Source organism: Cupriavidus sp. USMAA2-4, assembly GCF_001854305.1.
Classification (GTDB): domain Bacteria; phylum Pseudomonadota; class Gammaproteobacteria; order Burkholderiales; family Burkholderiaceae; genus Cupriavidus; species Cupriavidus malaysiensis.
In genome coordinates, this window is sequence record NZ_CP017749.1 from 534,680 (window position 1) to 559,654 (window position 24,975).

Below are 24,975 nucleotides of genomic sequence, written 5' to 3' on the forward strand. Positions count from 1 at the left end.
ATTTCCCCATGCCCTCTCGACGCCAATGGTGGATGCTGATCTGCGCCATCGTCCTGGCAGGAGGCGGCCTCGCGCTGTACCTGATGCTGGAGCGGGAGATCGCCCCCGTCCAGGCGCCGGCACCGGAATCATTCGAGCGCGCGCAGGTACTGCGCGGCGCCCGCGTGGCGGCGCTGGGCGATTGCGCGGTCTGCCACACCGCGCCCGGCGGCCAGCCCTATGCCGGCGGCCTGCCGCTGCGCACGCCGTTCGGCACCATCTATTCGACCAACATCACGCCCGATCCCGAGACCGGCATCGGCACCTGGTCGCTGGCGGCCTTCACGCGGGCCCTGCGGCGCGGCATCGCGCGCGACGGCCATCAGCTTTATCCCGCCTTCCCGTATGTCCACTACACGCGCATGTCCGACGACGACATCGCCGCGGCCTACGCTTACCTGATGCGGCGCGACCCGGTATCCGCCGCCGCGCCGCGCAATGACCTGATCTTCCCGCTCGGCTTCCGGCCGCTGGTGGCGTTCTGGAACGTGCTGTTCCTCCGCCCCGGAGCGCAAGCGCCCGACAGCGCCCGCAGCGCGCAATGGAACCGCGGCCGCGAACTCGTCAACGGCCTCGGCCACTGCGCGGCTTGCCATTCTCCGCTGAACCTCATCGGCGGCGAGAAGTCCGGCCAGGCCTTCGCCGGCAACCTCATCGACGGTTGGGAGGCACCTTCGCTGCTCCACCTCGCCAACGGCGCCGTGCCGTGGACCGAGGCACAGCTCGCCAGCTACCTGCGCACGGGCATCTCGGGCGCGCACGGCGCGGCGGCGGGCCCGATGCTGCCGGTCACGCAGGAACTGGCCACGGTGCCTGCATCCGACGTGGAGGCCATGGCCACCTATCTGTTCTCGCTGCAGCAGCCCGCGCCCGACGACCGCGAGCGGCCGCGCGACACCGCCGGCGCCCCGGTCCCGGGCGATGCCGATGCCGTGCAGCGCGGCCGGGTCCTGTTCGCCGGAGCCTGTGCCTCATGCCACGGCGAGCGCTCGCCCATGCAATCGCTCGGCAAGCGGCCGAGCCTCGCCACCAGCAGCGCGCTCCACTCGGCCAGCCCGCGCAATGCCATCCAGATGATCCTGTACGGCGTGCCATGGCAGGGCGAGCAGGCGCTCCACTACATGCCGCCGTTCCAGCAGGTGCTGGACGACAGCCAGGTCGCCGACCTGGCGGCCTATCTGCGCGCCGCCTACGCCGGGCGGCGGCCATGGGACGGCGTGCCAGCCACCGTCAGCAGCATCCGCAAGGGAGTGATGTCGCAATGATTACGCTGAGAGTCAACGGCAAGAGCCACGCGCTCGATATCGATCCGTCCACGCCGCTGCTGTACGCCTTGCGCGACGAGCTCGGGCTGCACGGCGCCAAGTTCGGCTGCGGCCTCGGCCAGTGCGGAGCCTGCACCGTGCTGGTCGACGACCGGCCGGTCTTCTCCTGCCTGGTCCCGGTGGCCGCGCTGGGGCAGCGCGCGGTCCGGACGATCGAAAGCCTGGGCTCCGCCGAGCGGCCCGGCCCGCTGCAGCAGGCCTTCATCGAACACCAGGCGGCCCAGTGCGGCTACTGCATCGCAGGCATGATCATGCGCGCGCAGGCGCTGCTCGAAGCGAACGCCCACCCCACCGAAGCGGAGATCCGCGCGCACATGGAACCCAATCTCTGCCGTTGCGGCACCCATATGCGGATCCTGGCGGCGATCCGCGCGGCCGCCGCCGGCACCCGCGGCGCGGCCAAGGCGGCGGAGGCCACGCGATGAGCCGCGAGCTCCCCGACGGCCCCGACGGCCCCGACAACCCCGCGCGCCGGGCCCTGATGATCGCGGGCTCCCTGGTGGTCGGCTTCACCCTGCTGCCGGCGCGGCGCCCGCTCGCGCAGACGGTGCTGGCCGACGAGGGTGCCGCGGTCACGGTCGCCAGGCAGTTCGTCGCGCTGGCAGGCAGCCTGAAGACCAATCCCTATCTCGACGCCTGGATCCAGGTCGCCCCCGACAACCAGGTGACGGTCTACACCGGCAAGGTCGAGCTCGGCACCGGGGTGCGGACCGCCCTGTTGCAGGTCGCGGCCGAGGAGCTGCAGATCGAGCCCCGCCGCATCGTCTTCCTGACCGCCGACACGGCGCGCTCTCCCGATGAGGGCCTGACCGCCGGCAGCCATACCATGGCGGACAGCGGCAGCGCCTTGCTGAATGCCGCCGCCCAGGTGCGTGGCCTGCTGGCCGACGCCGCCGCGCGCCGGCTGCGCGTCGACCCGGCCAGCCTCACCCTGCGCGACGCCCGCATCGCGGCGCCGGACGGCCGCTCGCTGACGTTCGCCGAGCTGCTGCCGTACGTCAATCTCCACGTGCAGGCCAAGCCCGTCTCGCCGCTGCGCGATCCGGCGGCCTTCACCGTGATCGGCGCGTCGATGCGGCGTCTCGATATCCCCGCCAAGGTCTCGGGGGGACCGAGTTACGTACAGGACCTGCGCCTGCCCGACATGGTGCACGCGCGCGTCGTGCTGCCGCCCGCCTACGACGCGCCGCTGCTCGCGGTCGACGAGGCCGGCGCGCGCGCCACGCCAGGGTTCCTTGCCATCGTGCGCGACGGCAGCCTGCTGGCCGTGGTCGCGCAGAAGGAATGGCAGGCCGTGCTGGCGCAGCGCGCCTTGTCGGCCGGCTGCCGCTGGGGCAAGGGGCGCGCGCTGCCGGCGCCTGACGAAGTGGCCGCGCAGCTGCGGCAGATCGCCACCCAGCACCTGACCATCGCCGACGCCAAGGCGCCGATGCCGGCGGCCGCGCGCACGCTGGAAGCGGCCTACAGCAAGCGCTACCTGATGCACGGCTCGATCGGCCCCTCCTGCGCCGTCGGCCGCATGGAGAACGGCCGGCTCACGGTCTGGACGCACTCCCAGGGAGTCTATCCGCTGCGCGACGGCCTGGCCGAGATGCTGTCGATGCCGAAGGAGAAGATCCGCTGCGTCCATGTCGAGGGCTCCGGCTGCTACGGTCACAACGGCGCCGACGACGCGGCGGCGCATGCCGCCCTGCTCGCGCGCGCCTTGCCGGGACGCGCGGTGCGCGTGCAATGGATGCGCGACCAGGAAAACCTGTGGGACCACTACACGCCCGCCATGATCACGCAGGTCCGGGCCGGGCTGTCGGCCGACGGCACCATCGTCAGCTGGGACTATGCCTTGTGGAGCAGCTCGCACAACGAGCGCGTGGTCAACGCGGGCCGGCTGCTCCCGGCCACCCAGCTGGCCAAGCCGTTCACACCGGCGCCGTCGGTGCCGATGCTGCAGCCGGAGGGCGGTGGCGACCGCAACGCGATTCCGCTGTACCGCCTGCCAGCCAGGCACATCGTCAATCACTTCTCGCCGACGATGCCGCTGCGCACCTCAGCCATGCGCTCGCTCGGCGCGCATCTCAACGTCTTCAGCATCGAGACCTTCATGGACGACCTCGCGCGCGCGGCCGGCATCGATCCGGTCGAATTCCGCGTGCGTCACATGGATGACCCCCGCGCGCTCGAGGTGATCAGGCTGGCCGCGCGCGAGTCCGGCTGGCCGCGCAAGGCGAAGGCCGCGCGCGCGGGCAAGCGGGGCGTCGGCTTCGCCTTCGCGCGCTACAAGAACCTGATGGCCTATGTCGCCATGGCGGTGGAGGTCTCGGTCGAGCGCGACAGCGGCAGGGTGCGCCTCGAATCGGCGCAAGTCGCGGTGGACTGCGGCCAGGTGGTGAACCCCGACGGCGTGCGCAACCAGATCGAAGGCGGTATCCTGCAGGCCGCCAGCTGGACGCTCTACGAGCAGCTCCGCTTCGACCGCGACGGCATCCGCAGCGTCGACTGGAGCAGCTATCCGATCATGCGCTTCTCCACCGTGCCCGCGCAGATCAAGGTCCACCTGATCGACCGGCCCGGCGCCCCCTTCCTCGGCGTGGCGGAAGCCGCCATGGGGCCGACCGCCGCCGCCATCGGCAACGCCCTGCTGGACGCCACCGGCCTGCGCCTGCGCGACCTGCCGCTGGGCGGCGAAGCGCTGCGCGCGCGGCTCGCCCCCTGAGCCCGCCACCGCCGCGGCAGCAATGCCGCGGCGCCGGCCGGTGGTTCCCGGCTGCCGGCTGCCCGCCATCGACTGCCGCGCCGCCGGTGCGCCTCGCACTTCATTTATCACTCGAAAAACAGCGATCCATCAGGGTAACTACTGCCTGAATCGTTCTTGGTCGCCTGTCACCTCCAACCTATAATTTATCAACCGATCACTGATCGACTGATAAATTAAGGAGAGAGCGATGGCACTGGCCAGGCTTGCACACTATTCCGTCCGTACCACCGACCTGGAGCGCTCATGCGCGTTCTATGAGCGTGTCCTGGGCTTCCGGCGCGGCTTCCGGCCGGCCTTCGACTTCCCGGGCGCCTGGCTCTACCTGGGCGACGACGAAAGCGGCTTCGGCACCGTGCACATCATCGGCGTCGATCCGGACAGTCCCGCCGGCCTGTCCGCCTACCTGGGCGACCGCACCCTGCCCGCGTCCGGCACCGGCACCCTCGACCACATCGCCTTCCTCGCCACCGGTGTCCGGCAGATGTGGGACACCCTGCGCGCCGCGGGAATTCCCTGGCGCGATCGCACGGTTCCCGGCCTGGGCCTGCACCAGGTCTTCATCGAGGATCCGTCCGGCGTCACGATCGAACTCAACTACCCCGCGGCGGAAGTCGCCGGCCTCGACATCGCCGGCCTTGCGCAGCCCGACGGCACCCATGCCCTGACTGGAGAACTGGAATGACTACCACACGGCTCACCAAGCCGAAGGCGATCGTCGTAGGCGGCTCGCTCGGCGGCCTGCTTGCCGCCAACATGCTGATGCGCGACGGCTGGGACGTCGAGATCTTCGAGCGCACGCCCGAAGCCCTGGTCGGACGCGGCGCCGGCATCGTCACGCATCCGGAGCTGTTCGAGGCGCTCGCCGCCGCCGGCGTGGCGGTCGACGACAGCATCGGCGTGCACGTGGACAGGCGCATCACGCTGTCGCGCGAGGGCAAGGTCTTGTCGGAACGCGCCATGCCGCAGACGCTGACCGCCTGGGGCAAGATCTACGAGGTCCTGAACCACGCCTTTACGGGCACTTACCGCACCGGCGCCACCGTGGTATCGGCCGATACGCATGGCGACCATGCCGTGGTGACGCTGCAGGACGGCTCGGCGCACCGCGCCGACCTCGTGGTCGCCGCCGACGGCTTCCGCTCGGGGCTGCGCGAGCAATGGCTGCCGGCGGCCGGGCTCGAGTACGCCGGCTACATCGCCTGGCGCGGCCTGGTCGACGAGGCGCAGCTCTCGGCCGGCACCCGCGCGGACATCTTCGAGCAGTTCGCCTTCTGCCTGCCGCCGCACGAGCAGATCCTCGGCTATCCCGTGGCCGGCGCCGCCAACAGCACCGCGCCGGGCCAGCGCCGCTACAACTTCGTGTGGTACCGCGCCACGCGCGAGGACGACGAGCTTCCCGACCTGCTGACCGACGCCAGCGGCAAGTGCTGGCGCAACGGCATCCCGCCCGCGCTGATCCGCCCTGGCGTGCTTGCCGACATGGAGAGCGCGGCCACCGAGCTGCTGGCGCCGCAGTTTGCCGAGGTGGTCGCCAAGACCGCCCAGCCGCTGTTCCAGCCGATCTTCGACCTGACGGTGCCGCGCATGGCGTTCGGCCGCATCGCGCTGCTCGGCGACGCCGCCTTCGTCGCGCGCCCGCACTGCGGCATGGGTGTCACCAAGGCCGCCGGCGACGCCATGGCGCTGGTGCGCGCGCTCGGCAGCGGTGCGCCGGTGGCGGACGCGCTCGCGGCCTACAGCAGCGAGCGTGTGCAGATCGGCCACGCGATCGTCGAACATGCGCGCCATCTCGGCGCCTACATGCAGGCGCAACTGAAGAGCGACGAGGAGCGCGCGATGGCCGAGCGCTACCGCACGCCCGAGGCGGTCATGCGCGAGACCGCGGTGTCCCGGCGCTTCTGAGCCCCCTGCCATTGATCGGAGACCCTGCCATGCCCCAAGCCGCCCCCTACCCCTCCCATGCGGACGCCACCGAGCGCGATGCACCGGTGGTCCCCCACCCCATCCTCGGCCGCCCGGACTTCGCCCGCCTGCAACGCATGCGCCGCCGCTTCGCCTGGACGCTGACGGCGGCCATGCTGATGGCCTATTTCGGCTTCATCCTCACGCTGGCCTTCCGGCCGGCCCTGCTGGCCGTGCCGCTGGTTGCCGGCCGGCCCATGACCGTCGGCATCCCCATCGGCTTCGGCATGTTCGCCTTCACCTTCGCGCTGGTCGCGCTCTACGTCCATCGCAGCAATACCGTCTACGACCGGCTGATCGCCGGCATCCGCCAAGGAGAACTGCAATGAAGCGCCTGCTGAGCCTGGTCTTCGCGCTGGCCGCGGCCGCTCCGGCCCTGGCCGCCACCCCCCCGGTCGGGCAGGGAATGAACCTGACCGCGATCGGCATGTTCCTGGTGTTCGTCGCGGCCACCCTGGTGGTGACGCGATGGGCCGCCCGCCGCAACCACAGCGTGGCCGACCACTACGCGGCCGGCGGCAGGATCACCGCGCTGCAGAACGGCTGGGCGATCGCCGGCGACTATATGTCCGCCGCCTCGCTGCTCGGCATCTCGGCGCTGGTGTTCACCAGCGGCTACGATGGCCTGATCTACTCGATCGGCTTCCTGGCCAGCTGGCCGATCATCCTGTTCCTGATCGCCGAGCCGCTGCGCAACCTCGGGCGCTACACCCTGGCCGACGTGTTGTCCTACCGGCTGCGGCAGCGCCCGATCCGCGCCTTCTCCGCCACCAGCTCGATCGTGATCGTGCTGCTGTACCTGGTTTCGCAGATGGTCGGCGCGGGCAAGCTGGTGGAACTGCTGTTCGGCTTCAGCTATACCTCGGCGGTGGTCCTGGTCGGCGTGTTGATGGTGGTCTACGTGTTCTTCGGCGGCATGCTCGCCACGACCTGGATCCAGATCATCAAGGCGGCCCTGCTGCTGGCCGGCTGCGCCTTCATGGCCTTCATGGTGATGAGCCGCTTCGGCTTCAGCCTGGACCGCCTGTTCGAGCAGGCCATCGCAACGCACGGCAAGCACGCCGCCATCATGCGCCCTGGCGGCCTGGTCTCGGACCCGGTCTCGGCCATCTCGCTCGGCCTCGCCCTGATCTTCGGCACCGCCGGCCTGCCGCACATCCTGATGCGCTTCTTCACCGTGAGCAACGTCAAGGCCGCGCGCAAGAGCGTGCTCTATGCCACCGGCATCGTCGGCATCGGCTATGCGCTCATCATCGTGATCGGCTTCGGCACCATCGCCCTGGTGGCCGGCGATCCGCTGTACCACGACGGCTCGGGCGCGGTGATCGGCGGCGTCAACATGGTGGCGGTACACCTGGCCCATGCGGTCGGCGGCAACCTGTTCCTCGGCTTCATCTGCGCGGTGGCCTTCTCGACCATCCTGGCCGTGGTCGCCGGGCTCACGCTGGCCGGCTCCTCCGCTATCTCGCACGACCTCTATGCGACCGTCGTGCGCCGCGGCCAGGCCACCGACCACGAGGAAATGCGCGTCTCGCGCGCCACCACGCTCGTGCTGGGCGTGCTGTCCATCCTGCTCGGCATCCTGTTCGAGAAGCAGACCATCGCCTTCATCGTCAGCCTGACCTTCTCGATCGCCGCCAGCTCGAATTTCCCCGTGCTGCTGCTGTCGATCTACTGGCGCGGCCTGACCACGCGCGGCGCGGTCATCGGCGGTACCCTGGGACTGCTCACCGCGGTGGTGCTCACGATCCTGAGCCCGACGGTGTGGGTACAGGTGCTGGGACATGCCACGGCGATCTACCCGTACGAGTATCCGGCGCTGTTCTCCATGCTGGTGGCCTTCGCCGGCATCTACGTCTTCTCGGTGACCGACCGCTCCGCGCGCGGCGCCTGGGAGCGCTCGGCCTACGCCAACCAGCAGGTCGCCAGCGAGCTCGGCATCGCCGGCAGCGGGAAGGCCGGCGGATGAACGCGGCGCCCGCCTGCGCGCCGACGCGGCGCAGGCGGGCCCGGGCCGTTGTTTATCGGTCGATCGGCGGCTTGGTAGAATCCCCGGACATCACCCGCACCCGATCGTCAGAGGGCATCCCATGGAAGCAGGCAGCGCAGCGGACAGCGACGACAACAGGATCACCCGCAGGCTCCTGCCGGAGGAGCGGGAACAGCAGATCGTCGACAAGGCCATCGAGCACTTCACCCGCAACGGCTTCGGCGGCAGCACCCGCGAGCTGGCCCGCCAGATCGGGGTCACGCAGCCCTTGCTCTATCGCTATTTCGACAGCAAGGAGGCGCTGATCGAGCGCGTCTACAACGAGGTGTTCAAGTGGCGCCCGGAATGGGAGCGGCAGATCGCCGACCGCTCCATTCCGCTGGCCGAGCGGCTGTACGTCTTCTATCTCGACTATGCCTCGGTGATCCTGCGCGAGGAATGGATCCGCCTGTTCATCTTCGCCGGCCTGACCCATGAGGGCATCAACAACAAGTACCTGAGCAAGCTGCGCAGCAAGGTCTTCCTGCCGGTGCTGGCCGAAGTGCGCGAGGCCTTCGGCATCGCCCCGCCCCGCCATGCCGCCGACACCGAGGCCGAGATCGAGATGATCTGGGGCCTGCATGCCGGCATCTTCTACCTGGGCGTGCGCAAATGGATCTACGGGCTGAAGGTGCCGGGCGACATGGCAGCGGTGATCCGCCAGAAGGTCGACGTCTTCCTGCACGGCGCGCCGGCGGCGATGCGCAAGCTGCGCGACGGCGGGCGTACCGCGCCATAGCGGCGCGACCGGATCGTCCGCCCCGGCCCGCGCGCAACAGCATGGCGCGCCGGCTCGATGCCGGGCGGTGAAGATCGGCGTTGCGAGCAATACAACGCAGCTTTCGGCCTGACCCCGCTTATCGCCGTCGCGCGCGGGGCGCATCATGGCTCCATCACCTGGAGAACCAGCCATGACGCTCAACATCACCATCACTTCCGACTTCATCTGCCCCTGGTGCCTGATCGGGGAACACCGCCTGGACACGCGGGAGGTCCGCGACGCCGAACGGGCGGTGCAGGGCGGCGGTGTCCGCAGCGTGCCGCAGTTCGACATCGACGGCGAGATCGTCAGCGGCGCGCAATCCGTCGCGGTGTTCGAGGCGGCACTGCGCCGGGCCGTGGCGCAGCAGGACGACTGCAGCAACGGCGCCTGCTCGCTGTCCTGAACATCGTCCCCCTGGGAAGAAGGAGCACCGCCGTGCGCACACCATCGCCATCCGGACAACACCGCGGCTTTGCCAGGATGTTCCAGCCGGACCGCCTGACCCTCGGCCTGATGCTGCCGCTGGCCCCATTGGAGAACGGCATCCCCGACATGCGCGGGCAGCTCGACCTCGCCGCGCGCGCCGACCGCCTCGGTTTCGCCACGCTATGGGTCCGCGACGTGCCGCTGTTCGATCCGCAGTTCAATGACGCCGGCCAGATCTACGACCCCTGGGTCTGGCTCGGCCAGCTGGCGACGGTGACGCGCGACATCGCCCTCAGTGCGGCCGGGATCGTGCTGCCGCTGCGCCATCCGCTGCACACGGCGAAGGCCGCCGCCTCGGTCGACGTCGTCAGCGGGGGGCGCTTCGTGCTGGGCGCGGCCTCGGGCGACCGCCCCGCCGAGTATCCCGCCTTCCATCTCTCGCACGAAGCGCGCGGCGCGGCCTACCAGGAATCCGTCGAAGTGATCCGGCGCAGCACCGCGGAAGACTTCCCGCGGCTGTCCGGCAGCTTCGGCACCCTGGAGGGTCTCGACCTGCTGCCCAAGGCGAGCGGACGCTACCTGCCCATGCTGGCGGTCGGCAGCGCGCAGCAGACGCTGCAGTGGATCGCGCGCAATCTCGACGGCTGGGTCACCTATTTCCGCCCCATCGAAGCCCAGAAGCCGAGGATCGACATGTGGCGCAGCGCGGTCGAGACCCAGGCCCACGGGGCCTTCCGTCCCTTCGCCACGTCCATGTTCATCGACCTGGCCGACGACCCGGACGCCGCGCCGTCGCCGATCTTCCTCGGCTATCGGCTCGGCCGCCACCGCCTGCTGGAAGAGCTCGACGCCCTGGCCAGGCATGGCGCGAACCACGTGGCTTTCAACCTGCGCCACAGCACGCGGCCGGCCGGGGAGGTCCTGGAGGAACTGGCCGAGTTCGTGCTTCCGCGCTATCCCAGCGCTTGAATGGATGGCAGCGCGGCAGCCGCCGGCGCAAGCCGGCAGTCGGTCTCAGACAAAGCGTGGGATAGGCCCGCGTTGCGGTGTCTGGTTCGGCAGATCGACTTCCTGCCGGTCGATGTAGCACCATCCCCAGCCCTCCGGGGGATCGTAGCCCTCGATGATGGCGTGCCCGGTCGCTTCGAAATGCGCGCGGGCATGCTTGTGCGGCGAGCTGTCGCAGCAGCCGACGTGGCCGCAGGTCCGGCACAGGCGGAGGTGCACCCACGCGCTGCCGATCCTCAGGCATTCTTCGCACCCCCGTGCGCTGGGCACGACATCGAGTATCCCGTCGGTGTGCTGGCATGAGTTCATGCTGACTCCTTGTTCAGGCTGCTGAGGTAAGCGTGGATCTGGGCGATGCCCGCCGCCCCGTCGCCGACCGCCGCCGCGACGCGCTTGGTCGAGCCGGCGCGGACGTCACCGATGGCGAAGACCCCGGGCATGCCGGTCTCGAGCCTGGGCGGCCGCCAGGACGGGGAACATCTGGTGCCTGCGCCCCCCGGCGTCATCTGCGTGCGGCTGGGTCATGGACCTGCTCCCATGGTCAACGGCGCCCGGCGGGCGCATCGTCCAGCGCAGCCGCCGCCGCGGAATCCCCGGGCGGTTGGCATGCTGCGGCTCCGCGCTACGCGAGGCGGGTATCGATCGGCAAGCCGGACTTCAGCGTCAGCGTCACAGGCGTGCGCTCGGCGATCTCCGCCAGGCGCGCCTTCTGGCCGTCGTCCAGCCCCTGTATCGCCAGCGTCCGTTCGACGCGGCGCTCCTCGCTGCCCACGATGCGCAGCGAGACATCGAGCGACGCGAAAGACCAGCCCTTGCGTTCGGCATACATCTTGAGGGTGATCGCCGTGCAGGCGCCGAGGCTGGCCAGCAACAGGTCATAGGGTGCAGGGCCCGCGCCTTTGCCGCCCAGCGCGGGCGGCTCGTCCGCCGTGATGGCGTGTCCGCCCACGACGATGTCCGTGCGATAGGGCGTCGATTCGATATGGGCGCTGCCGTGGGTCATGGTACCGGCTCCTCGGGATGATGTGGCGAAGCGTGGAATAGGGCCCGCTCACCGCCAGCCCGCCTCCAGCATCCTCGCAAAACGACGGTGACACCAGTAAACCTTTGGTATGCACCGGCAAACCCGCGTCCTGCCGGCCCTGCGCCCACCTTGCAGGGCACGGCGTCCGGAATGTACGGTAGCGCGCTGCGGCGTGGCGGTGCGGGGCCTTGTGGACCATGGTGCAGGCATAGTCGACACCTGTCTGCCGGCTTGGAAGCGGCAGGGCCTGCCCGCAGGTCCATGCGCCCCGACGACATCGAGGCCGCGAGGTCAGGCCGGATGGGCGCGGACCCCGCGATGCAGCTTGCGGGTCGCCCCGCCCGCCGGCTCAGTGGCCAAGACCGCTCGCCGCGATCTGCTGCTCCACGAACTGGGCGAACAGCGCATGCAGCCGTGTCGTCGGATGAAGGTCGTCGGCGAACATATAGGTCTGATCGGCATTGGCCGTCACGTAGGTGGGCGGCGAGCACAGCAGGGCCGTGTTATCGGGCGTCTTCGCCGGGTCGCAGGCGACGCTGGTGTTCGACACCAGGAAGCCATCCGCCTTGAAGTTCGCGATGACCTGGTTCTCCCATGTGTAGGAATCGATCTGGATGACCTTGCCCTGCACGCCGTCGGCCTGCAGCGCCGAGTTCAGTCTGTCGTTGAAGATCTGCGACAGCTGTGTCAGGGTTGCCCCGCCGTCGGCCGCCGCAAGCCCTTTGGGCGCCAGTCCGATATTCGGGACATTGACCACGACCACATGCGTGGCGCCATTCTGGACGATCTGCGCGACCACCTGGGCCAGGGTAGTTGCCGCGGTCTGCACGGTCTGTGCCGCGGCCGGCAAGGCTCCGGCGCGCAGCACGTCGTTCGCGCCGGCGAAGACCAGCACCAGTTGACTGGAGTCGAAGCGGCCGTGCGTGTTCAGGTAGGACGAGACCTGTTGCGTGACCGGCATTTCGACATTGCCGATCACATCGGTCAGGAAATCGTACAGGTTGGCCGCCGTTGCCACCGTGGCGCCGCCCTCCGCATAGCCGAAGCCGCCGTGCGCGCTCAACTGATGTGTCGCGCTGATCGTGAATGCCGCGGTGAGCGTGTCGCCATAGTATTGGGCGACGTCCTGGGTCCAGACCTGGCCCGGATTGGTCGTGAAGCGCCCTCCGCCGACGGCGCTGGCGAGCGGCGCATAGGTGCCGACATCCGACAGGCTGTCGCCGAACGAGACGATCTGCAGGTGAATGCCGCCCGCCGGGGCAGCGGCGCCATTCGAGCCCCCTCCCCCACCGCCGCCATCGCCACCGCCACCGCCACCGCCACCGCCACCGCCACATGCAGCAAGCAGTGAAAGCACCGTGGCAAGCATGGCGCCCCGTACCTTGTGATGGCTTCCTTGCATCGCTCCTCCACCGTGGAAATCGGCCGCAGGCGGCCACGAACATCAGGCCGGTGCCTCCGGGGGCACCTTCCCTTCGGTGGGCGAGCAGCGAGTCCGGGACCGGACGCGGGTTGCCCGTCGACTTTCATTGTAGGCAGCACGCGGTGGCATTGGCAGGCGCATCTCGTGACCGGCGGAGGCGGCCTCGGCCGCGAGCGTTCCCGCGCACACGCTAGCCACGGCGATCGTCGCGGTGGTCGTCGCGGTGGTCGTCGCGGCGGTCGTCGCGGCGGTCGTCGCGGCGGTCGTCGCGGCGGTCATGGCGGTAGTCATCTCGGTGGTCATCATGATGAAACGCCCTGCCTTGCGGATGGCGACGGTTCCACTCTTCGCGTGCCCACCACCGGCGACCGTCCCAATAGCGGTCGCCATGCCAGCCGATGACCACATTCGGCCCCTCCACGACAGTGGGCGCCTGCCCATAGACCGCCGGCGGCGCCGGCTCGACATAGGCCAGGGCACTCCGCTCGTCCGCGGACTCATGCGCCAGCGTGACGGCCGAGGCCGCCATGGCGAGGATGCCGAGGGAGAAACAGGTCGCGTAGCGTCGGAGCATGATCCACCCCCATAGGGAAAGCCATCGAGTACTTCCACTCTATGGCGGCGAACCTGCCGGCTGCCTGCGGTGCAGGCTGAAAGGCCTGTCGGTCCTTGTCCTACATCGCCGAGTTCACCCGGGATGCCGCACGCTGCGGGAGCAGCAGGATGCAGCCTGCAATGAAGGCAACCAGGACACCCGACGCATAGAAGCGGCTGAAGTGCAGGCCGCCTTGCGCGACAGGCTTGTCGAGCAGGTCGCCGAGGGTCGCGCCAAGCGGACGCGTGAGCACGAATGCGACCCAGAAGAGCGCGGTGCGCGAGATCCTCGGCCAGAGCCGGAGCAAGGCCGTGATGAGAAGCCCGCCAGAGAAGATCGCCGCGCCGACTTCATAGCCGAGCCCGAGGCCGCCCCGGTCCTCGCCGGCCACCCAATCGCCGAGTGCGGTTCCGAGCGTCTGCGAGAACATGATGGTGATCCAGTAGAACCATTCCGCACGCGCGCTGACGACGCTCCCGACGGAAACCGTGCCCTCGACGCGGTACCAGATCGCCAGGCTCGCGACCAGCAGCGTGGCGACGATGGAGACCCCGCCCGGATAGCCGACGCCGAGCGAGCGGTCGCAGAAGTCGGCCAGCGTCGTGCCAAGCGTCGTCGTGGCGACGATCGTGGCCCAGTACAGCACCGGGTAGAACCGGCTCGCACGGATCTGGGCCGAGACCAGCACGAGGAAGCCGGCAAGGAAGATCAGGGAGCCGACGAGATAACCGAGCTTGAGCGACATCGTCACCCAGTCGCCGCTGGTTTCACCAAGCGTGGTCGCTGCAATCTTGATGATCCAGAAGCCGAACGTGATCGCCGGCACCTTGCTGACAGCGTCTTCGAGGGGACTTCGGGGATTGGAACGCATAGGTAGGGTCCTTTGCTGCCGCCTTGCCGCGCACGGATGCGCGCGGATGGGAATGCAGCCGATGCGGGCAGTTCCTTTCCCTGTTCGATGCCGTGCGTGGCGAGGGTTCAGCCAGCGTTGTGACGGTTTGTAACCGGTGGTCCGATCCGCTCGCACCTGCTGGATCCGCCTGGCGCACCTGGATCCGCCTGAAAGGGAGCAAGCGCCACGCCGGGTCTTTGCCTGGGGCGTCCCGGGCTCACATCGAGCGGTCGAGCCGGCCATCGTTTCGCAGAATAGGAGATCGTCCGACATCCGTATCGACGGCCCCATCCTAGAACGAAAGCACAGCCACGTGAAACGCGGTGTGTCAATACCAGCGGCGCGATGAGATGAAGAAGCGGCAGTTGTGATGGACTGCAGGAAAGACCCAGGGCCGATGAGCGTTCCAACACCTGATGCCGTGTCGCGGCAACGCGCCGTTCTCATCAAGCGGCAAGCGCTGGCGCGGCATGCGGGATAGATGGGATAGGTGGGATAGGGATCGTGCGGCCTTTGCCGCGTCGCCTGGAGCGGACGCGGCGGCGACCAATCCTCCATGCCATCCTCAAAGGAGAGACCATGCGCAAGACCCGAACGACCCGAACGACCTCGCACACCCGTGCGTTCCGCAAGACCTGCCTGGCAGCAGCGCTGGCAGCGGCCACGGGTACCGTGCTGGCACTGGATAGCGGCGGCATCGTGCGCACAGCCGCGGACGACTACTCGACAACGGCGCCGGCCACCGCGCCGGCCAACCCTGCGGCGCCTGCCCAGTCCGGCCGCATGCAGGGCGAGCGTGACACGCAACAGCCCGCAACCCCGGCCATGAGTTCAGACAAGGCTAAGGAGAAACTGAGCGACAGCACCATCACCACCAAGGTCAAGGCCAAGCTGCTGACCACCAAGGACCTGAAGTCCACCGGCATCCACGTCAAGACCAGGGACGGCGTGGTCAATGTCAGCGGCAACGTGCCGAGCAAGGAGCAACACGATCGCGCGCTCGAGACGATCCGCAGCGTGAAGGGCGTGAACTCCGTCCACGACACCTTGAAGATCTCCTCACGCTGACACAGCTGACGCAGCTGACGCAGCTGACGCAGCCGACGCAGCCGACGCGCCGCCCGGCCCGTCCCCCGCGCCCCGCGCGGGAGGGCCGGAGCGATGCGACCCATCGCCCGCCTCCAAGGAGTCATCGTGCACCTCATCACCAGCGCTGGCCCACTTATCTCGCTGATCGCTGGGATCCTGATCCTGCTGATTCCGCGCCTGCTCAACTACATCGTCGCCATCTACCTGATCGTCATCGGCTGCCTGGGATTGTTCGGCGGGCATGTGCGTTGAGTGCGGGCACGTACCGCGTCCTGGCGACACCGTCAGGGAGCGGTCGCAGGCCGCGTCGGCGTCGATGCCTTGACGCGCATTGACGCCTTGACCTTCTATTCCGGGAAGCTGTCCACCTGGATCACCTTGTCGAGCGCACGCAGGAAGGCCAGCGCCTGCGGTGCGGCTGACGTCGCGGCGATTTCCTCCAGCGCCTTGGACTGGCGGATGGCGCCGGCCAGCCGCTGGCTCTCCTCTTCGCCGATCTCCTGCGCCAGTGACAGCAGATCATGCAAGTCACGGAGGCCCCCCGCACGGGGCAGACCCATATCCGGGCAAAGCCGGCCGATGACGAGCGGATCGTCGAGTGCCTCGGCAATCGCCAGGGTTTCCGCGTCACGCAAGCGCCGAATCGGCCGGAGTCCCCCCAGCGCGACCATGCCGGCCACCCTCAGCGCCGGATTGGAGACATTGCCATACAGCGCATGCAGGGCTGCACTGGCGAGCCAGATCTGCTGCCGGACAGCGCCATGCACGACCGGCGCGAGTCCCGCATCCGGCTGCCCGGCGTATCGCCACAAGCAGGCACATGCCATATAGAGATGCGATAGCGCATCGCCCAGACGCGTCGACAGCAATTCGAGACGCTTGAGCTTGCCACCCAGGATCCCGACGCAAACGTCCGTGGTGAAGGCAAAGCTGGCGGCGAGCCGGGTAATCGTGCGTGCCTCGCGCTCGAAACCCCGAGGGACCTGGCCCAGCAGCGGCGCCTGGAGAAGAATGCCACGCAGGCAGTGCAGCACTTGACCGCAATGCCCGAGCAGGGCTTCGCCGAGGGCACTGGCGTCGCGCTGCTCGACTGCCTGGATTTCCCTCAGCAGATAGGGATGGCAACGCACCGCCCCCTGCCCGAAGATGATCAGCGCGCGGGTGAGGATGTTCGCCCCTTCGACGGTGATGGCGATCGGCGCATGGCGATAGGCGATCGACAGCAGGTTGGACGGGCCGGCGCAGATGGCCTTGCCGGCGAGGATGTCCATGCCGTGGTTGAGCGCTCGGCGCGCAGCTTCGGTCGAATGGTATTTCACGATGGCGCTGGCTACGCTCGGCCGCTCGCCCTGGTCGAGGACGCAGGTGGTCAGCCGTCGCGCGGCATCGGTGGCATAGAGCTCGGCGGCCATCTGCGCCAACGGCGTGGCGATGTTGGGGAAGCGGTGGATGGACAGGCCGAACTGATTGCGCAGCCGCGCGTAGCCGTTGGCCACATACAGCGATGTCTGCTGCAGCGCCACGCTGAGGGCAGGCAACGATATCCCGCGGCCGGTGGCCAGGCACTCCATCAGCATGCGCCACCCCTTGCCGATGTTCTGCTTGCCGCCGATGACCCAGTCGAGCGGAATGAACACGTCTTCGCCCTGCACAGGTCCGTTCATGAAGGCCCCGTTCATCGGCCTGTGGCGTGCGCCGATGCGCAGGCCCGGGTGCGGCACCGGGATCAGCGCACAGGTGATGCCCAGTTCCTGCGAGCCCGCGGGCCTGGCCGGGTCGATGGCGTTGAAAGCGAGGCCGACGACCGTGGCAACCGGTGCCAGTGTGATGTAGCGCTTGGAGAAGGTCAGCGCGAAGCCCGGGGTCATGGCACCGTTCCATTCACGCTGCGTCAGTACCCCGACATCGGGGATCGCCGCCGCGTCCGAGCCCGCATAGGGAGAGGTCAACGCAAAGCACGGCAGATCCTCGCTGCGCGCCAGGCGTGGCAGGTAATGCGCTTTCTGAGCCTCGGTGCCGTAGCGCAGCAGCAATTCGGCGGGCCCGAGCGAATTCGGCACCATCACGGTCACCGCCGCGGCCAGGTTGACGCTTGCGATGCGCGTGACGACGGCGGCATGGGCGGCATGGCTGAACTCGAGTCCGCCGTAGGCGCGCGGGATGATCATGCCGAAGAAGCGATGCCTGCGCAGGTAGTCCCAGACTTCGGCCGGCAGATCGTGCGCCTCGTCGATGGCGAAGTCGTCGAGCATGCCGCACAGTTCGGCCACCTGCTCTTCGAGGAAGACCCGCTCCTCCTCATCCAAGCGCTCGGCCGGAATCGCCGCCAGCCTGGCGAAATCGGCTTTGCCCGCAAACAGGCAGCCTTCAAACCCGACCGTACCGGACTCCAGCGCGGCCCGTTCCGTCTCGCCGATCTTCGGCAAGGCCTCGGTGAACGCGGCCATCAGGAGCCGTCCGAGCAAGGATGACAGCATCGGCGTGTGCCAGGTCGGGGGATTCGGTGGCACGCCCTGCGCCGCGCCGGTTCCCGCCAGGCGCGCGGCGGCCGGCCTAGGCCGATTTCCGCGCGCCCGTCAGGGGCGGCACCAGCACGATGCGCGATGCGCCGGGCGGCGCTCAGGCATGGATCCAGGCCCGCGCCTGCTCCAGTTCGTCGATGTGGAACGTCTTGACTTCTGCCTTGGTGAAGAACCGCGCCAGATGCATCGAAGCGTGGATCCATCCCGCGTCGGCCACCACGGCGGCGCGCGTGATCCTGCGCGCCAGCGGAACGCCGAGCGTCAGGTCGGTCCACAAGGCCTTGGGTTCAATGCCGGTGAAATGCTCGATGCGCTCGAGCACGCGGGTCTTGCCATGCAGTTCGAGATCCCCGCGCATGCGCTCGATCGCGTCGCGCAGGTCCTGGTCGGTGACCTTGCCTTCGACCGATATTTCGACGACCGGGGAATCGGGGTCGGTGTGGTAGAGGATCATGACGGAACCCCCTGGCTGGAAAGACGTGACATGAAAGACGTGACACGCTCAGGCACGGACAGAGCCGGCGTTCGATCACGCTTTGATGGTACGCCTTTTCATCGGGCCCGGATCACAAGGGGGCGCTGGCTCGTCCGAATGGAATCCGCCAGCCGCGGGACGAGATTGCCATGATCGGTTGACGATGAGGCGTGGGAGAGACAAAAGAGGCTGCCTGCGGTCTCGTCTCAGATCAACGGGGTGCCGGTCACTGAAGGTCACTGAAGGTCACTGACGAATCAGAGAATTGCACAGCCCTGCTCCAAACCAGGTAGTGGCAATGGCTGGGGCGGGCCGATGCGCCCCGGGCGGAGGGGGGTGGACCGCCATGGCGCATCCAGGAACGCGCCATTCCGACCACCCCCGACGGGCAGGTAGAACCCGTCAGCCACACCTACTCATTGCGGTCGTACGAGAACTGGATGCCAGCCGTGCCGCCGGTTTCGATGAACAGGTTGATGAAAGCCGGCACGGTCTCGCTGCGCGACCAGTCGCGCTGCAGTTCGCAGAACAGCTGCGCCACGCTGATCATCTTGCCGCCGGCTTGCTCGATGCGGCGCAGCGCCGCCTCGTGCGCGGCCAGCGAGGTGCCGCCGACCGCGTCGACCACGACATAGACTTCGTAGCCCTCCGCCAGCGCATCCAGTGCCGGGAACGTCAGGCAGGCCTCGGTCCACAGCGCCGTCATGATGAGCTTCTTGCGGCCCGTCGCCTTCACCGCTGCGCGGAACTCCACGTCCTCCCATGAATTGATGCTGGTCCGGTCGTAGGTCGGATGGTCCTTCAGCACCTTGGCGAGTTGCGGGATCGGCGGCTTGTTCAGGCCGGTCTTGACGTTCACCGTCGAGTGCACGATCGGCAGTTTGTAGGCAAGCGCTGCCTGCGCGGTACCGACGATGTTATTGACGAGCAATTGCCGATCCATCGAGGCGATCGAGTTCACCTGCACCGGCTGGTAGTCGATGACGACGAAGGCTGCATTCTGCGGCGTGAGCAGATGGTCCTTGAGAGGATCGCGGATGGGTTCGCTGGCCATGGTGGTCTCCTGGAAAAATGGGCAGACGCTCGCTTTGCGGTGCGCGTCGCACCGCTGGTCAATGACCGGTTCTCGGTTGCGGCGAGCCCTTGCAGCATAAGTGAGGACCGCCCGCCAGCGTGATAGCGAGCGGCAGAACTTGCTGTTCGACGCTGCCGAACGATGCGTAGCAGCGCCGCGGCTGGTGGCTCCCCCTATCCAGCCTGCCCTGAATCCGGCCTCGTCGATGGGCCTCGCGATGCTTCGTTCCCGGCCTCGCCTGGCTTCTCGACAGACCGGGTGAGTCAACCGACTCCAGAATCAGGACACCGGCCGCTCAGCCTGCGGCCCCCGGCCTTGCCACGATCAGGTCGATGGCGGATGCAATCAGTGCGTCGATCTGCGCCTCGCCAGGGCGCTGTCCGGTGGCGAGCGTGCGATGCAGGACACCGGCAATGACCATGCTGTGGAAATGCTGCGCCGCCACTTCGGGCGTGGTGTTCAGTTTCGTACCGGCAGCCTGTTGCCGCGCCAGGTAGGCGGCGATGAACTGGCAGGTAGCCAGCGGTCCGCGCGTGTACCAGACCTGCCCGATCTCGGGAAAGCGGCGCGCTTCAGCAATGATCAACCGCAGGAACGCCAGGTGGCTGTCCTGCAGCAATGACTCGAGGAAACCCCGTGCGAGCACGTGCAGCCCTTGGGCCGTACTGTTGCATGACGGTTCCATCTGCTCGACCTTCTCGAGGAAGCGGTCGCACAGCGCCTCGACCACCGCGACGAAGAGGCCGTCCTTGCCGCCGAAATAGCTGTAGACATTGGTCTTCGAGCCACCGCAGGCCTTGACGATTTCATCCACGCTGACGCCATCGTAGCCGTTGGCCAGGAACATCCCGGCGGCAGTTTCCAGGATCGCCGCACGCTTGGCTTCGCCGCGGCGCGTGATGCGCACGGCGGGCTTGTCCGTGGAGGCGGGCGGTTTCTGCGTCGGCGATGGCATAGATTTCACAGGACGGTTCCGGAACGGATGGGATGGGATGGGATGGGATGGACGGCGCAGTCTACCAAAGGCAACCGCCCTCAACAATGCGTACCATACCGTACGGTTTGTGCTATATTGAGATCGCTGCCGGCACCGCGCACCACGCTACCCGCCCAACGCCGCGGCCTGCCTCACCTGAATGAAGGAGATGAAATCTTGAAGACCGCCTGTCTGGCCACCGCCGCCTTGCTGATCGTCGCCGCCGGCGCACAAGCCGCCCCCCGCAAGACCGACCCGTTCACCGATGGTGCTCGCAGTGAAGCGCCCCCTCCTATCCAACCACTCGCCGCGCGCGGCACGCCGCAGCCCTTGGCCGATGAACAGTTCCGCGCACTTGCCTTGCGCAAGACCGATCCCTTTACCGACGGCGCGGTACGCAGCACCGCCCCCTACGCCGACGGCGCCGCGAAACCCGTCGATGCGTTCACCGACGGCGCCTGACAGCGCCTCGCCGTCACGCACGGCGCATTCCCCTGCGTGACGGTGTGCCCCGATGCCGCACACGATATTCGCCACGGCGCGCCTTACCCGCCCAGCGCCCCGGTGCTAGTGTCCCCGTGCGTCGTTCCCCTTCATCGCGGCCTTGTCCGCACCCTTGCCCATGTCGGGCCGACAGGAGACCATCATGTTGCCCGTGATGCCTATTTCGTCCTCGAACGACAACGACAACGACAACGACATCGATGCACAGGAAACCCAGGAATGGCTGGATGCCCTGGAAGGCGTCATGGCCCATGAAGGCCCGGAGCGCGCGCACTTCCTCATCGAGCAATTGATCCGGCGCGCCCATGAGGCCGGCATCTACCTGCCATTCAGCGCCAACACGGCTTACCTGAACACGATTCCGGTCGAACGCCAGGCGCGCAGCCCTGGCGACCACGAACTGGAGCATCGCATCCGCTCCTATATCCGCTGGAACGCCATCGCCATGGTGCTGCGCGCGGGGCGTGACACCAACGTAGGCGGCCATATCGCCAGCTTCGCCTCGGCGGCCACCTTGTACGAAGTCGGCTTCAACCACTTCTGGCACGCGCCCTCCGGGCGGCACGGCGGCGACCTGGTGTTCTTCCAGGGACACTCGGCGCCGGGCTTCTACGCCCGCGCTTTCCTGGAAGGCCGGCTCAGCGAGGCGCAGATGGACAACTTCCGGCAGGAAGTCGGCGGCCAAGGCATCTCCTCCTACCCGCATCCCTGGTTGATGCCGGATTTCTGGCAGTTCCCGACCGTGTCGATGGGTCTTGGCCCGATCATGGGCATCTACCAGGCCCACTTCATGAAGTACCTGCAGGACCGCGGCTTCGGCGACCACCATGCACGAAAGGTGTGGGTGTTCTGCGGCGACGGCGAGATGGACGAACCCGAGTCGCGCGGCGCGCTGGGCATGGCCGGGCGCGAGCGGCTCGACAACCTGGTCTTCGTCATCAACTGCAACCTGCAGCGCCTGGACGGCCCGGTGCGCGGCAACGGGAAGATCATCCAGGAACTCGAAGCGGAATTCCGCGGAGCCGGCTGGAACGTGATCAAGGTGGTGTGGGGCAGCAAGTGGGACGCGCTGCTCGCGAGCGACAAGGAAGGCATCCTCGCGCAGCGGATGATGGCATGCGTGGATGGCGACTACCAGACCTTCAAGTCCAAGGACGGCGCCTATGTGCACGAGCATTTCTTCAACACGCCCGCGCTCAAGGCGCTGGTGGCGGATTGGTCCGACGACGACATCTGGCTGCTCAACCGTGGCGGCCACGATCCGCACAAGGTCTACGCGGCCTACCTGGCCGCGGCCAGCCACACCGGCCAGCCCACCGTGATCCTGGCCAAGACCATCAAGGGTTACGGCATGGGCGAGGCCGGAGAGGCCCAGAACATCACCCACCAGCAGAAGCACATGCGCGTGGAAACGCTGGCGCGCTTCCGCGAGCGCTTCCGCCTGCCGCTGAGCGACGAGCAGTTGGCGGATCTCAGCTACCTGAAATTCGAGGAAGGCTCGCGCGAGCACGCCTATCTGCACGAACGCCGGCAGGCGCTGGGCGGCTACCTGCCCTCGCGCCGCCGCACGGGACCCTCGTTGCCGGTGCCGCCGCTCTCGGCATTCGACACCCAGCTCAAGGCCAGCGGCGAGGGCCGTGAGTTCTCTACCGCGATGAGCTTCGTGCGCATCCTCAATGGTCTGCTGCGCGACAAAGTGCTCGGCCGCCGCATCGTGCCGATCGTCTCGGACGAATCGCGCACCTTCGGCATGGAAGGGCTGTTCCGGCAGATCGGCATCTGGTCGCAGCAGGGGCAGACCTACACGCCGCAGGATGCCTCGCAGCTGAGCTTCTACAAGGAATCGAAGGACGGCCAGATCCTCCAGGAAGGCATCAACGAAGCGGGCGCCATGGCCGAATGGATCGCCGCTGCCACGTCGTACAGCACGCACGGCGAGCCGATGATTCCCTTCTTCATCTTCTATTCGATCTTCGGCTTCCAGCGCTTCGGCGACCTCGCCTGGGCTGCCGGCGACCAGCGCGCCCGCGGCTTCCTGCTGGGCGGCACGGCGGGCCGCACCACGCTCAATGGCGAGGGCCTGCAGCATGAAGATGGCCACAGCCTGGTGTGGGGCAGCGCCATCCCCAACTGCATCTCCTATGACCCCACCTTTGCCTATGAACTGGCGGTGATCATCCAGGACGGCCTGCGCCGCATGCTGCAGGAACAGGAGGACGTCTACTACTACATCACCGTGATGAACGAAAACTACGAGCATCCGGCGATGCCGGAAGGAGCGGAGCAGGACATCCTGAAAGGCATGTACGCGTTCCGCCGCGCGGGCGATGGCCAGGGAGCGCGCGTGCAGTTGCTCGGTGCGGGCACGATCTTGCGTGAGGCCATCGCCGCGGCTGACCTGCTGGAACAGGACTGGGGCGTCCAGGCCGACCTGTGGGCCTGCCCGAGCTTCACCGAACTGGCTCGCGACGGCAACGACGTGGTGCGCTGGAACCTGCTGCACCCCGACCAAGCGCCGCGGCAATCGCATGTGGAACGTTGCCTGGCCCAAACCCGCGGCCCGGTCATCGCCGCTACCGACTACGTGCGCTTGCTGGCCGAACAGATCCGACCCTTCGTGCCGCGTGCCTACACCGTGCTGGGCACCGACGGCTACGGCCGCTCGGACACCCGCGAAAAACTGCGCGACTTCTTCGAAGTGGACCGCCGCTGGATCACGCTGGCGGCACTGAAGGCGCTGGTAGACGAAGGCTCGCTGGAACGAAGCGTGCTGCGGGACGCCATCACCAGGTACGGTATCGACCCGGAGAAGCGCAATCCGCTGCATGGATGAGCCGCGGCCGGCGACACCTCCGCTGCCCCTCCCAAAGGCCGCGTTCCGGGGCGCCGCACGCGGGCCGGCCGGCCCAAGCGATCGCTTTGCCGCAGCGCAACAGAGATCCGCGATCGCCGCGCCATAGCGCAACGGGTCGGGCGGCAGGTTGCCGCATGTGGACAAGCACGCAAGCACCGCTCTTTTGCACTACCGTTCAATCTCCTGTCACGACGAATGCGCAAAGCCAATATGCAACTCAGGACCGAGGAGATCGAAGCCTACCTGCTGGTGGTGGAACTGGGCAGCGTCAGCGGTGCCGCACGCCGCATGTCGCTATCGAAGTCGGTCGTCAGCAAACGCATCAACGACCTCGAGCGCAGCCTTGGCGTCACATTGCTGCAGCGCTCCACGCGCCGTGTACAAGCCACCGAAAGTGGCCAGCATTTCTACGACCAGGCCCGTGCCGCGATGACGCAGCTGACCCACGCCGCGGAGAGCATCTCGGAGACGTCGCAACAACTGTGCGGCGAACTGCGGATCCTGGCGCCGATGAGCTTCGGCACGCTCTGGCTGTCGCCATTGATCGCCGAGTTTGCCAGCGCCTACCCGCGCTTGCACGTCGTGATGGATCTCGACGATCGAGTAGTCGACATCGGCCATGAGCGTGCCGACGTCGCCATCCGCATCACACGGCTGGGCGACAGCGCACTGATCGCGCGCAGGCTGGCAGTGAGCCGGCGCGTCGTATGCTGCAGCCCCGCCTATGCCGCACGCGCGGGCCTGCCGGCCAGCATCGGCGACATTGCCCGGCACGCCTGCCTCAGCTACAGCAACTCGCCGCCCGGCCAGGTCTGGGCGTTCCAGGACACCACACCGCAGGCCACGCGCAGGGCAATCACTGCGCGTGGCACATTCACCGCGAACAATGGCGAAGTACTGCGCGACGCGGCACTCGCCGGCCACGGCCTCGCGGCACTGCCCTTGTTCATCGTCGCCGCCGACCTGGCGGCGGGCCGCCTGATCCACGTCCTGCCGCACGAGACACTGCTCGACGACGGCATCTTCGCCGTTTATCCGCGTACCCCCTTCACCTCAAGAAAGATCCGCTCGCTGGTGCAATACCTGCAACAGGCGATGTCGCCGCCACCGTGGGAAACGAAAGCCGGAGCCGGGTCCGCCGTGCCGGAGCCGGAATCGACGCCCCGGCGCCGACAAGGCTGAACGGCCAGGCCAAGAAGTCCGGCCCGCGCCGGTGACTGGCTCGCCATCGACCGGCCATCG

Annotated in this window: 25 protein-coding genes; 15 read left to right on the top strand and 10 right to left on the bottom strand. The window is 67.9% G+C overall.

Translation table 11 applies throughout. The features are described 5' to 3' along the window. Nucleotides 1-8: 8 nt before the first annotated feature. The 10 genes from BKK79_RS22465 to BKK79_RS22510 all read left to right on the top strand — a co-directional run bounded on the left by BKK79_RS22465 (nucleotide 9) and on the right by BKK79_RS22510 (nucleotide 10,265). On the top strand, nucleotides 9-1,304 hold the full coding sequence (locus tag BKK79_RS22465) for a cytochrome c (RefSeq protein ID WP_071038833.1): 1,296 nt from the start codon (nucleotides 9-11) through the stop codon (nucleotides 1,302-1,304). Next, nucleotides 1,301-1,789 carry a (2Fe-2S)-binding protein gene (locus BKK79_RS22470; RefSeq protein ID WP_071018543.1) on the top strand — a complete coding sequence of 163 codons (489 nt, stop codon included), beginning with the start codon at nucleotides 1,301-1,303 and terminating at the stop codon, nucleotides 1,787-1,789. The genes BKK79_RS22465 and BKK79_RS22470 overlap by 4 nt, the downstream gene beginning before the upstream one ends. Continuing rightward, nucleotides 1,786-4,074 carry a xanthine dehydrogenase family protein molybdopterin-binding subunit gene (locus tag BKK79_RS22475; protein WP_071038834.1) on the top strand — a complete coding sequence of 763 codons (2,289 nt, stop codon included), beginning with the start codon at nucleotides 1,786-1,788 and terminating at the stop codon, nucleotides 4,072-4,074. Before BKK79_RS22470 ends, BKK79_RS22475 begins: the two co-directional genes overlap by 4 nt. A 229-nt stretch (nucleotides 4,075-4,303) precedes the next feature. Then, nucleotides 4,304-4,798: a VOC family protein gene (locus BKK79_RS22480; protein WP_071038835.1), complete on the top strand. Its 495-nt coding sequence runs from the start codon at nucleotides 4,304-4,306 to the stop codon at nucleotides 4,796-4,798. Further along, a complete protein-coding gene (locus BKK79_RS22485; protein ID WP_071038836.1) occupies nucleotides 4,795-6,018 on the top strand; it encodes an FAD binding domain-containing protein in 1,224 nt (407 codons plus the stop codon). Before BKK79_RS22480 ends, BKK79_RS22485 begins: the two co-directional genes overlap by 4 nt. A 29-nt stretch (nucleotides 6,019-6,047) precedes the next feature. Beyond that, on the top strand, nucleotides 6,048-6,407 hold the full coding sequence (locus tag BKK79_RS22490) for a DUF485 domain-containing protein (RefSeq protein ID WP_071018535.1): 360 nt from the start codon (nucleotides 6,048-6,050) through the stop codon (nucleotides 6,405-6,407). Next, the gene (gene actP / locus BKK79_RS22495; protein ID WP_071038837.1) at nucleotides 6,404-8,047 is read left to right on the top strand and encodes a cation/acetate symporter ActP; all 1,644 of its coding nucleotides are present in this window, start codon (nucleotides 6,404-6,406) and stop codon (nucleotides 8,045-8,047) included. The genes BKK79_RS22490 and actP overlap by 4 nt, the downstream gene beginning before the upstream one ends. A gap of 121 nt (nucleotides 8,048-8,168) precedes the next feature. Further along, on the top strand, nucleotides 8,169-8,846 hold the full coding sequence (locus BKK79_RS22500) for a TetR/AcrR family transcriptional regulator (protein ID WP_083384416.1): 678 nt from the start codon (nucleotides 8,169-8,171) through the stop codon (nucleotides 8,844-8,846). A gap of 172 nt (nucleotides 8,847-9,018) precedes the next feature. Then, on the top strand, nucleotides 9,019-9,273 hold the full coding sequence (locus BKK79_RS22505; RefSeq protein WP_071038838.1) for a hypothetical protein: 255 nt from the start codon (nucleotides 9,019-9,021) through the stop codon (nucleotides 9,271-9,273). 32 nt (nucleotides 9,274-9,305) lie between these two features. Then, entirely contained in the window at nucleotides 9,306-10,265 is a 960-nt protein-coding gene (locus BKK79_RS22510; protein ID WP_071038839.1) for an LLM class oxidoreductase, read from the top strand. 45 nt (nucleotides 10,266-10,310) lie between these two features. On the opposite strand, the gene BKK79_RS22515 is transcribed toward BKK79_RS22510, so the two are convergent. The 6 genes from BKK79_RS22515 to BKK79_RS22535 form a co-directional block, all read right to left on the bottom strand. Beyond that, nucleotides 10,311-10,613 carry a UBP-type zinc finger domain-containing protein gene (locus tag BKK79_RS22515; protein WP_071018527.1) on the bottom strand — a complete coding sequence of 101 codons (303 nt, stop codon included), beginning with the start codon at nucleotides 10,611-10,613 and terminating at the stop codon, nucleotides 10,311-10,313. Continuing rightward, a complete protein-coding gene (locus BKK79_RS41980) occupies nucleotides 10,610-10,744 on the bottom strand; it encodes a hypothetical protein (RefSeq protein WP_257787602.1) in 135 nt (44 codons plus the stop codon). Before BKK79_RS41980 ends, BKK79_RS22515 begins: the two co-directional genes overlap by 4 nt. 182 nt (nucleotides 10,745-10,926) lie before the next feature. Further along, entirely contained in the window at nucleotides 10,927-11,307 is a 381-nt protein-coding gene (locus BKK79_RS22520; protein WP_071038840.1) for an OsmC family protein, read from the bottom strand. Between the two features lie 370 nt (nucleotides 11,308-11,677). Continuing rightward, entirely contained in the window at nucleotides 11,678-12,730 is a 1,053-nt protein-coding gene (locus BKK79_RS22525; RefSeq protein ID WP_071038841.1) for an SGNH/GDSL hydrolase family protein, read from the bottom strand. Nucleotides 12,731-12,941: 211 nt separating this feature from the next. Next, entirely contained in the window at nucleotides 12,942-13,325 is a 384-nt protein-coding gene (locus BKK79_RS22530; protein ID WP_071038842.1) for a hypothetical protein, read from the bottom strand. Between the two features lie 100 nt (nucleotides 13,326-13,425). Then, a complete protein-coding gene (locus tag BKK79_RS22535; RefSeq protein ID WP_071038843.1) occupies nucleotides 13,426-14,217 on the bottom strand; it encodes a COG4705 family protein in 792 nt (263 codons plus the stop codon). Nucleotides 14,218-14,817: 600 nt separating this feature from the next. Here BKK79_RS22535 and BKK79_RS22540 point away from each other — a divergent pair. After that, on the top strand, nucleotides 14,818-15,306 hold the full coding sequence (locus BKK79_RS22540; protein ID WP_071018518.1) for a BON domain-containing protein: 489 nt from the start codon (nucleotides 14,818-14,820) through the stop codon (nucleotides 15,304-15,306). Nucleotides 15,307-15,432: 126 nt separating this feature from the next. Further along, entirely contained in the window at nucleotides 15,433-15,579 is a 147-nt protein-coding gene (locus BKK79_RS39240) for a DUF3096 domain-containing protein (RefSeq protein WP_083384752.1), read from the top strand. 95 nt (nucleotides 15,580-15,674) lie between these two features. Here the strand turns inward: BKK79_RS39240 and BKK79_RS22545 are convergent, their stop codons facing one another. From BKK79_RS22545 to BKK79_RS22560, 4 genes are all read right to left on the bottom strand, one after another. Further along, nucleotides 15,675-17,804, bottom strand: a complete 2,130-nt coding sequence (locus BKK79_RS22545; RefSeq protein ID WP_084085066.1) for an acyl-CoA dehydrogenase — start codon at nucleotides 17,802-17,804, stop codon at nucleotides 15,675-15,677. A gap of 142 nt (nucleotides 17,805-17,946) precedes the next feature. Then, entirely contained in the window at nucleotides 17,947-18,303 is a 357-nt protein-coding gene (locus BKK79_RS22550; protein WP_071018514.1) for an STAS/SEC14 domain-containing protein, read from the bottom strand. A 433-nt stretch (nucleotides 18,304-18,736) separates the two neighbouring features. After that, nucleotides 18,737-19,378: a hydrolase gene (locus tag BKK79_RS22555; RefSeq protein ID WP_071018512.1), complete on the bottom strand. Its 642-nt coding sequence runs from the start codon at nucleotides 19,376-19,378 to the stop codon at nucleotides 18,737-18,739. Nucleotides 19,379-19,694: 316 nt separating this feature from the next. After that, nucleotides 19,695-20,354 carry a TetR/AcrR family transcriptional regulator gene (locus BKK79_RS22560; RefSeq protein WP_071038844.1) on the bottom strand — a complete coding sequence of 220 codons (660 nt, stop codon included), beginning with the start codon at nucleotides 20,352-20,354 and terminating at the stop codon, nucleotides 19,695-19,697. Nucleotides 20,355-20,552: 198 nt separating this feature from the next. Here BKK79_RS22560 and BKK79_RS22565 point away from each other — a divergent pair, with 198 nt between their 5' ends. The 3 genes from BKK79_RS22565 (at nucleotide 20,553) to BKK79_RS22575 (ending at nucleotide 24,915) form a co-directional block, all read left to right on the top strand. Next, a complete protein-coding gene (locus BKK79_RS22565) occupies nucleotides 20,553-20,837 on the top strand; it encodes a hypothetical protein (protein WP_071038845.1) in 285 nt (94 codons plus the stop codon). Between the two features lie 184 nt (nucleotides 20,838-21,021). Then, on the top strand, nucleotides 21,022-23,712 hold the full coding sequence (aceE, locus tag BKK79_RS22570) for a pyruvate dehydrogenase (acetyl-transferring), homodimeric type (protein WP_157128503.1): 2,691 nt from the start codon (nucleotides 21,022-21,024) through the stop codon (nucleotides 23,710-23,712). 231 nt (nucleotides 23,713-23,943) lie between these two features. Further along, a complete protein-coding gene (locus BKK79_RS22575; RefSeq protein WP_071040302.1) occupies nucleotides 23,944-24,915 on the top strand; it encodes a LysR family transcriptional regulator in 972 nt (323 codons plus the stop codon). The last annotated feature ends 60 nt before the right edge of the window (nucleotides 24,916-24,975 follow it).